The sequence below is a fragment of the Stenotrophomonas sp. 2YAF22 genome, from assembly GCF_052114665.1.
In the GTDB taxonomy this organism is placed as follows: domain Bacteria; phylum Pseudomonadota; class Gammaproteobacteria; order Xanthomonadales; family Xanthomonadaceae; genus Stenotrophomonas; species Stenotrophomonas indicatrix.
Genome location: NZ_JBFRFE010000592.1, coordinates 1 through 2,745, shown reverse-complemented (window position 1 = coordinate 2,745; position 2,745 = coordinate 1). Strand labels below are relative to the sequence as shown.

Here is a 2,745-nt window from a genome sequence, read left to right as displayed (position 1 = left end):
GGCGTAAGCGCCATGGATGGCGCGCCCGAGCCTACAGGGACGTATTCACGGCGTCCCCTGCGCAGCCCACCCGCCCGGCCAACCCGCAGAGATGCAGCTCTTCACGACCAACCAACCCCACCACGGAGGGGCCCCGCCGTTCGCTGATCCCCGCCGAAGGCGCGCTCTCCGCAGGAAAAATAATTAGCACGACGGTGTCGATCCTCGCGCCCCTGGTTCGTTGTAAGAGGGAAGGGCACGCACCCGCAGCCCAGCGGAGACCGCAATGAAAGTGATGGTGATCGTCAAAGCCAACGCCGATTCCGAAGCCGGGCGCATGCCCAGCGAACAGGAACTGGCCGCCATGGGCGCCTACAACGAACAACTGGTAGCCGCCGGCATCATGCTCGCCGGGGAAGGCCTGCATGCCACCCAGCGTGGTCGCCGCATTCATTTCGGCAGCGGCGCGCCGCAGGTCGAGAGCGGCCCGTTCGGCCCGGCTGGCGAGCAGATCGCTGGGTTCTGGCTGTGGGAGGTGCGCTCGCTGGACGAGGCCACCGAATGGGCCAGCCGTGCGCCCTTCGGCGCGGGCGGTGCCCTCGAACTGCGCCCCCTGATCTCGGCCGAAGACTTCGGCGAAGCCTTCACCCCTGAATTACAGCAGCAGGAACAGCGTCTGCGTGAGCAGCTCGACCGTGCCTGAGCACGGCCGCGCATTCATCCAATCCTACGGAGCATTCCCATGAAACTGATTCCCTTCCTCGGCTTCAGCGGCCAGGCCCACGACGCAATGGCGTTCTATGCCAAGGCACTTGGCGGCCAGGTCACGTCGGAGATGAAGTACCGCGACATGCCGCCGTCCGACGGCTCGCCGGGCTGCAATGAAATGCCGGCCGACACCCTCGACCATGTGGCCCACAGCCAGCTGGAGATCGGCGCAGCGATCCTGATGGCAGCCGATGGCCCCGGCGGCGGCGAGGGTGGTTCGACCACCATCAACGTCGACGTGGACAGCATCGAAGAAGCCGAGCGCGTTTTCGCGGCGCTGGCCGAGGGTGGCCAGGTGCAGATGCCGATCGCCGAAACCTTCTGGGCCCACCGCTGGGGCATGTTGACCGACCGCTTCGGCAAGCCGTGGATGGTCAACTGCATGAAGCAGCCCTGATTTTCCTTTTCTCCATCCATCGCAGGGAACCGCACCGATGAGTACACCGCAACCGCAGATGATCTTCGTCAACCTGCCCGTGCAGGATCTGGAAAAAGCCAAGGCGTTCTTCGCCGCGCTGGGCTACAGCTTCAACCCGGCCTTCACCGACGAGAATGCCGCCTGCATGGTGGTCAGCGAGAGCATCTTCGTGATGCTGCTGGTCAAGCCGTTCTTCCAGCAGTTCACCACCAAGGACATCGCCGATGCGCATGCGCAGACCGAGGTGATCACCTGCCTGTCGGCCGACAGCCGCAAGGCGGTGGACGCCATGGTGGACAAGGCGCTGGCCGCCGGTGCCAGCGAACCGCAGCCGGCGCGCGACTACGGCTTCATGTACCAGCGCGGCTTCCAGGACCTGGATGGGCATCTCTGGGAAATCGCACACATGGACGGCGAGCCGGGCTGAGCGGCCGCCGCAGGGAGAATCCCCATGGCTTACGTGGATGCTTACGTATTGCCGTGCCCGCAGGACAAGGTGGCGGCCTATCGCCGCCTTGCCCGCCAGGCCGGCGCAGTGTGGAAGGACCATGGCGCGCTGCAGTACATGGAATGCGTGGCCGATGACGTGCAACCCGGGAAATCGACCTCGTTCCCGCAGGCGGTGAAGCTCAAGCCGGGCGAAACGGTGATCGTGGCCTTCGTGGTGTTCCGCACGCGTGCCGCGCGCGACCGCATCAACAAGAAGGTGATGGCCGACCCGCGGCTGGCGCATATCGGCCCGAAGGACATGCCGTTCGATACCAAGCGCATGTTCTGGGGCGGCTTCAAGCCGATCGTGGAAGCGTGAACGCCGGCGCTTGTGCGGGCCGGGCCCGCATGCTGTGATCGGCGCATGCACGAGCCCGCCCTGAGCCAGCGCCTGGACACCCTCTGGCGGATGGAATCGCCAGTGTTGATCGCGCGCCTGGCGCGCCTGCTCGGCGGCGATGTCGGTCGTGCCGAAGAGCTGGCCCAGGACACCTGGCTGGCCGCGCTGGAGCGTTGGCCGGTGCAGGGCATCCCGGACAATCCTGGAGCCTGGCTGATGACCACCGCGCGCAACCGTGCCATCGATGTGCTGCGCCAGCACCGTCGGGTGGCGCAGCAGCATGCGCAATGGGGGGAGGAACTGCATCCGGCCGCATTGCCCGCGCCCGACGACARCCAGGCGCTGGAAGACGACATCGGCGATGACCTGCTGCGGCTGATGTTCGTGGCCTGCCATCCGGTGCTGCCTGCCGATGCGCGGGTGGCGCTGAGCCTGCGCCTGCTGGGCGGGCTGACCACGACCGAGATCGCCCGCGCGTTCCTGCAGCCGGAACCGACCATCGCCCAGCGCATCGTGCGTGCCAAGCGCACGTTGGCGCAGAAGAAGATCCCTTATGAAGTGCCCCGTGCCGATGCATTGCCGGCACGACTGGCCTCGGTGCTGGAGGCGATCTACCTGGTGTTCAACGAAGGCTATGCAGCCAGTGCGGGTGACGACTGGATGCGACCGGCGCTGTGCGCTGAGGCGCTGCGGCTGGCGCGCATCCTCGCCCATCGCATGCCGGCACCGCCGGTGCTGGGGCTGTTGGCGC

At 66.5% G+C, this 2,745-nt stretch carries 5 protein-coding genes; all 5 read left to right on the top strand.

Features of this window, described 5'->3' with window-relative positions:
• Positions 1-265: 265 nt before the first annotated feature.
• A complete protein-coding gene (locus AB4Y84_RS18630; protein ID WP_312786981.1) occupies positions 266-682 on the top strand; it encodes a YciI family protein in 417 nt (138 codons plus the stop codon).
• A gap of 39 nt (positions 683-721) precedes the next feature.
• Positions 722-1,144, top strand: a complete 423-nt coding sequence (locus tag AB4Y84_RS18625; RefSeq protein ID WP_313251441.1) for a VOC family protein — start codon at positions 722-724, stop codon at positions 1,142-1,144.
• 37 nt (positions 1,145-1,181) lie between these two features.
• On the top strand, positions 1,182-1,592 hold the full coding sequence (locus AB4Y84_RS18620) for a VOC family protein (RefSeq protein ID WP_442244733.1): 411 nt from the start codon (positions 1,182-1,184) through the stop codon (positions 1,590-1,592).
• A gap of 24 nt (positions 1,593-1,616) precedes the next feature.
• On the top strand, positions 1,617-1,973 hold the full coding sequence (locus AB4Y84_RS18615; RefSeq protein WP_025878383.1) for a DUF1428 domain-containing protein: 357 nt from the start codon (positions 1,617-1,619) through the stop codon (positions 1,971-1,973).
• Positions 1,974-2,018: 45 nt separating this feature from the next.
• Positions 2,019-2,745, top strand: a 727-nt coding sequence (locus AB4Y84_RS18610; RefSeq protein WP_442250631.1) for an RNA polymerase sigma factor, incomplete at its 3' end; no start/stop codon positions are given.